6 protein-coding genes and 1 pseudogene are annotated in these 5449 nt (G+C 63.0%); 6 read left to right on the top strand and 1 reads right to left on the bottom strand.

The window, feature by feature from the left end; translation table 11 throughout:
- From QT222_RS07410 to QT222_RS07395, 4 genes are all read left to right on the top strand, one after another.
- Nucleotides 1-573 (top strand): MFS transporter (locus tag QT222_RS07410; RefSeq protein ID WP_491476787.1); only part of this gene is annotated, 573 nt, incomplete at its 5' end.
- A gap of 145 nt (nt 574-718) precedes the next feature.
- Nucleotides 719-1825 (top strand): glycosyltransferase family protein, encoded by a 1107-nt coding sequence (locus QT222_RS07405; RefSeq protein ID WP_004057510.1) that lies wholly within the window; start codon nt 719-721, stop codon nt 1823-1825.
- 65 nt (nt 1826-1890) lie between these two features.
- The gene (locus QT222_RS07400; protein WP_004057509.1) at nt 1891-2403 is read left to right on the top strand and encodes a DUF7109 family protein; all 513 of its coding nucleotides are present in this window, start codon (nt 1891-1893) and stop codon (nt 2401-2403) included.
- A gap of 29 nt (nt 2404-2432) precedes the next feature.
- A complete protein-coding gene (locus QT222_RS07395) occupies nt 2433-3029 on the top strand; it encodes an NUDIX hydrolase (protein WP_004057508.1) in 597 nt (198 codons plus the stop codon).
- Between the two features lie 162 nt (nt 3030-3191).
- On the opposite strand, the gene QT222_RS07390 is transcribed toward QT222_RS07395, so the two are convergent.
- A complete protein-coding gene (locus QT222_RS07390; RefSeq protein ID WP_004057507.1) occupies nt 3192-3722 on the bottom strand; it encodes a DoxX family protein in 531 nt (176 codons plus the stop codon).
- Between the two features lie 392 nt (nt 3723-4114).
- On the opposite strand from QT222_RS07390, the gene QT222_RS07385 reads away from it, so the two are divergent.
- Both QT222_RS07385 and QT222_RS07380 read left to right on the top strand, forming a co-directional pair.
- Nucleotides 4115-4897 (top strand): DUF7388 family protein, encoded by a 783-nt coding sequence (locus tag QT222_RS07385; RefSeq protein WP_491476786.1) that lies wholly within the window; start codon nt 4115-4117, stop codon nt 4895-4897.
- Nucleotides 4898-5317: 420 nt separating this feature from the next.
- Nucleotides 5318-5449, top strand: a pseudogene (locus tag QT222_RS07380) (sarcosine oxidase); the annotation flags it as partial.

Genomic DNA, 5449 nt, shown 5'->3' with positions numbered 1-5449 from the left:
GCCGTCCGCAGGGAGTGGCGCGTCATCCTCACCGGCGTCGTCATTCTCGGGTTCACCGGATTCGTCTGGCAGGGCCTGTTCAACTTCTACGAACTCTACATGGAGACGAAGGGGCTTCCGGCGGCGACGGCGCGGAACATGCTCACCGTCGTCTTCGGCGCGGGCGTCCCGGCCTTTTTCTTCTCGGGCCGCCTCGCCGACAAACTCCCGCGAGTGCCGTACATCCTCGGCGTTCTCGTCTCCTTTGTACTATCCGTCTTCGTCCTCACGCAGACGACCGGACTTATCGCCCTCGTCGTCGTTACGGCCATCGTCGGCTACGTCATCCACAGTCTCTTTCCGGCGCTCGACGCCTATCTCCTCGACACGCTCCCCGACGAGAGTCGCGGAAGCGCCTACTCCGTCTACTCGTTCGGAATGATGGTCTTCCAGGCGAGCGGGTCGGGAGCAGTCGGCTATCTGACCGACATCGGCTACTCGTTCGACGAGGTGTTTATCGGGTTCGCGCTCGGTCTCGCCGCCGTCGTCACCGGACTGGTCGTTCTCCAGCGCACCGGACGGATTCCGAACTGACACCTGCCGCGACGCACCCGGGCCCAAAATGTGGACTTCGGCGACCGAGTCGACCCTCGCCGCACTTTTGCTACTCCACTCTCGCCGCACTTTTGCTACTCCACTCTCGCCGCACTTTTGCTCACCCAGTTCTACCACCGACACGATGGAGTACGTACAAGAGCGGGTCACGACGCTCCACGACCTCTCCGGCACGGTCCCCGACGCCCCGACCGACCGTGCCGCCGTGGTCGTTCCCATGACCGAACGGGAGTACGCCGGTCTCGCCGCCGACCGCGTCCTCTCGACGCTTGCGTCGCTCTCGCCGGCACGGGTCGTCGTTCCCCTCCGCGCACCTGCAGACCGCGTCGGTCCCTTCGCGGACTGGCTAGACGAGTTCGACCTGCCGCTCGACGTAATCTGGTGCGACGGTCCTCGTGTCGCCGAACTGCTCGAAGCACATGGCATCAACGGCGAGCGCGGAAAGGGTCGCGACGTGTGGTTAGCTCTCGGTTGTGCCGCCCGCGAGGACTACGTCGTCGTCCACGACGCGGATACGAAGACCTACGACGAGCGCTACGTCCCGCGACTGCTCTTCCCGCTCGCCCACGGCCACGACTTCTCGAAGGGCTACTACGCCCGCGTCGAAGACGGGAAACTGTACGGACGACTGTTCAGGCTGTTCTATGCCCCGCTCGTTCGCACACTCGGAGACGAGACGGACGTGCCTATCGTCCGCTACCTCGACTCCTTCCGGTACGCGCTCGCCGGCGAGTTCGCGATGACCGCCGACCTCGCGATGAAGATTCGGTCGCCGCGGAAGTGGGGACTCGAAGTCGGCACGCTCGGCGACGCCTTCGAACACGCCGGCTTCGACCGGAGCGCGCAGGTCGACCTCGGCGAGTACGAACACGACCACCGGTCGGTCAGCGGCCCGACTGGGCTCTCCGACATGAGTGAATCGGTCGGGCGGACGCTCCTTCGAACCGTCGTCGAGAACGGCGGCAGCGTCGACTTCGAAACCCTCGCCGACCGCTACCGCGAAGCCGGGAACCGACTCGTCGAACAGTACGCCGCCGACGCGGCGTTCAACGGCTTCGAGTACGACCGAAACAACGAACGCGAACAGGTCGAGACGTACGCACAGGCGATTTCAGCACCCGACGAAGACACGAGGCTCCCGGCGTGGGAAGACACGTCGCTATCGCCGGACGATGTATTTGCGGCCGCCCGCGCCGACCTCGAAGAGATACGCGAGGAGACGAACCAATGAACACCGTAGAGGTGAACCAATGAACACCGTAGAGGTGAACCAATGAACACCGTAGAGGTGAACCAATGAGCGAATCCACTTACGACGACCTCGCGGGCGTCGTCGACCTCTTCGGCGCGCTCACCCGCGAGGAACTCGAAACCGCACTGGACGAACTTGCATTCAAGCAGGGAAGCGAGACGGATACGAGCGCCCTCACGGGCGCAATTTCGGACGCGATAGACGCGTACTACCTCGTCTCCTACGAGACGACAGAAGAGGGGGGCGATATCGCTCCCGATACGGACTCCGAATTACTAACGGTCGGACCGCTGGCGTTCCCGACGCTCCCGCCGCGGGCGGAAGACCTCCCGCATATTCTCGACTACCCGATGCGCGAAGTCCCACGGGACGAACTGGCTGCACAGGTCGAATCCCGTCTCCGCAAGGCGGCCGCGAAGGCAGTCCAGTCGGAGGACACTGACGAAATCGCACGGCTGCTCGATGTGACCTACGACCTCGAAGCGTGGGCGAACACGGATGTCGAGTCCATCCGAGAACGACTCGACGTGGCACTGGCTGAAGAGGGGCAGGCCTAAGTCTCGGCATCCCTTTACAAGTCGTGACGATGGACCTCGCGGGTGTCTCTCGACATGAGTCGGTAACCGTCGATGCAGGGCGTCGAGCGGCCGTTATCGCTCCGGTCGTGTTCCGCGCCGGTCGGCCGCACATCCTCTTTACGAAGCGGGCCGACCACCTCGGTGAGCATCCCGGGCAGATGAGTTTTCCCGGCGGCGGGCGCGAACCGAGCGACACGGGTTTGCAAGCGACGGCCCTGCGAGAGTCCAACGAAGAAATCGGACTGCGGCCCGAGGAAGCGACGTTCCACGGGCGAATAGACGATATCCTCACCGTGACGGACTACGCCGTCACTCCGTTCGTAGCCACCATCCCCGACCGCGAATACGAACCCGACTATCGGGAAGTGGCTGAGATTGCGGTCCTGTCGGTCGACGACCTGACCGACCGCTCGAACTACGAGTCGGAACGCCGCGACCACCCGAAGTACGGCGATATTCGACTCCACTTTTTCCACGTCGACGGCTACACCGTCTGGGGTGCGACTGGACGCATGCTCGTCCAACTACTCGAACTCACCACCGACTGGGAAGTCCCGTCCGAGGTGGACCGTGTGGTCGACCCCGACGCGGATTACCCCGTGTAGAACGGGTAGAAGACGATTTTGTATCACACACGTGGCCGACACTGAGCAACGCTCAGACTGTCGTCTCGAAGCGTCGCATCGCACTGCTGGCGCTCTCGTGTTGTCGTACTCAAAAAACAGCGTCGTGCCCCGACAACCCCTTCTGACCGCTTCCGAACCGCCTCAGCCGAGGAGGTACTTCAGCGCGGGGTGCTGCCGGACGAACTCCGTCTTTTCGATGATGGCGTCGAGACCGTAGATACGACCCGCGGCGAGGGTGCCCACGATGACGAACATCATGAGGCCGAAGAGGTCGCCGTTGACCAGTCCGTGTCCCCAGTCGGCGTTTCCGAGGTAGAAGAACACCATCAGGAGGCCGCCGAAGAAGGCAGCAAGACGGGTGAGCGCCCCGACGAGGAGTCCGAGACCGATGAGGAACTCACCGGCCGGAATCATGAAGTTGGTGAACTCCAGCATCCACGGGGTCTGGCCTGCCCACAGGAGGAACCCGTGGATTGGCGAGCCACCGGTTGCGTTGATGAGCCACCCGCCGGCGTCGAACGCCTCAGGTCCGGTTAGCTTTCCCCACCCCGCGTGGAGAAACCAGTACCCCGTGATGAGGCGAGTGAGCACGAGCACGTAGCCCGTTGCACCTTGTGAGTAGTCGAAGTCCATGCGGTTCCCCAGCATTTTGATTTGTCCGGTTGCGGTCATCGTAATTCACCTTACAATTGAAACGTCGCCCGGAGACCGCATATAACGGGTGCGTGATTTTCGAATCTATGGAACTGGGAACGACCGAAACCAGTCTACTGAGGGCTTCACGCGCAATTTTCGAATATTACTCTAATTCTGTAATTGAGTAGTTTTGAAAATTCCGGTGGTTCAAGCTTCGATTCCCGAGATAGAGCGATTCTGAGGTCCTATCACACCGCTAACGATTGCTTCCGACCTCGTCACCGACAGGGTATATAAGTCCCTCCGAGGTGCGCCAGCGTCGCCGTCACCGACAGGGTTTTGCCTCCATCCACGCTATCCGCTTTCACATGGTCGCACAGACGATGGATCGCGTTCCGCGACGGTACTGAAATTTTTGTGGTGATAGCATGCTGACCGCCGAGCGTGCGGTCTCGAACGCCGGCTTAGACGCCGTGGCACTCAAACCCGCCGAGTGCGACGTGCGCCGGGCGCTGGAGGTCCCCTTGGACATTGTCGCTATCGACTACGAGGGTCGGGAGCGACTGCCCGATGAGAGCGTCCTTGCTGCGCTCGCGGCGGAGAAAGAAATCAGACTGACCACGCCAGTCAGAGCCGACGGGTTCGACCCGCTCGGCGACGACTCGCTGTACGACCGGCTCCCGACCGGGGTTCGGCAGGTGTTGGTAGCGGGCCACGCAGCCTATCTGACCGACGACGAGAAACGCCGTGCGGTTGCTCCCCGGCTTCGCGCCGCGCGAGAGCGCGCCCCCGATGCGTGGGTCGGCACTGAGGGAATCGAGCGAATCGCCCTCGCAGCGGGCGGCACGCAGTACGAACTGCTCTCGCGGTCGACCCGCAGAGACGTTCGCGCACTCAGGTCGGCTGGGTACGATGGCGAAGTCGCCCTCTACGCGCCGACCGTCCTGACCGACGACGAAGACGAGATTCTCGACGCTGTCGGCGCGTACGTCTCCCGGCGGCGACCCGTCGCTCGCGCGCTCCCTGACGACGCACCCACCGATTCGTCCGCCGAGGGTCGCGCCCGCGAGGTGCTCTTGAAGGCCGCCCGCGACTACGCCCTCATCGGGTCGGTCGCGGACGTTCGCCGCCGCGTGGACGACCTCCGCGAGGTTGGTATCGACCTCGTAGTCGGCTACCCCGCCCGCGGCGTGGACGAGTTCGTCGAGTAACTGCGACGCTCTCTCACCCGCTTCGCTTTTTCTGTTCGCACCGTGCTCGCTCCCGAGAGCGGCGACGACAGCCGGATTCGAGGACTGAAGGGACGAGATTCGAGGACCGGAGGTGTTTTGTAGCGACGACAGAGACGATAAGAGGACAGCACGGTTGGACGGCTCCTTTCGACCCCGTGGTTTCCACGTGGGTTACTGCTGGTCAACCTACCCTGTCTCTCTAATACTCGTGAGCGGCTGCAATCGCGCTTCTCGATAGCACAACCACACAACTGGAGAGGCAGTACGACCACACAACCGAAGAGCGTCTGGTACGTACACCGCCGCATTGACTGCAACACAGGGCGGCCTCTGAACAGAAACGGTCGACAATGCTCTGATTTGCTCGCCTTTCAAGTCCTTCGCCGACTAGCAGCGGGTATGGGCAGTCCCGAGCGAGTTGCCGTCGTCGGTGCGGGCGCGGTCGGTCTGACGACCGCGTACGACTTTGCCAGCCACGGGGCCCCGGGCCCGCCTGCTGTGCGGGGCGTGCAGGGGTGCGCGGCTGTCGGC

The organism is Haloferax sp. s1 (genome assembly GCF_058382125.1).
This window is presented reverse-complemented; position numbering and strand designations above follow the sequence as displayed.

Excerpts from the sequence above, each read along its gene's own strand:
- QT222_RS07385 (WP_491476786.1), top strand. The coding sequence starts at position 4,115 with ATGCTGACCGCCGAGCGTGCGGTCTCGAACGCCGGCTTAGACGCCGTG.
- QT222_RS07400 (WP_004057509.1), top strand. The coding sequence starts at position 1,891 with ATGAGCGAATCCACTTACGACGACCTCGCGGGCGTCGTCGACCTCTTC.
- QT222_RS07405 (WP_004057510.1), top strand. The coding sequence starts at position 719 with ATGGAGTACGTACAAGAGCGGGTCACGACGCTCCACGACCTCTCCGGC.
- QT222_RS07395 (WP_004057508.1), top strand. The coding sequence starts at position 2,433 with ATGGACCTCGCGGGTGTCTCTCGACATGAGTCGGTAACCGTCGATGCA.
- QT222_RS07390 (WP_004057507.1), bottom strand. The coding sequence starts at position 3,722 with ATGACCGCAACCGGACAAATCAAAATGCTGGGGAACCGCATGGACTTC.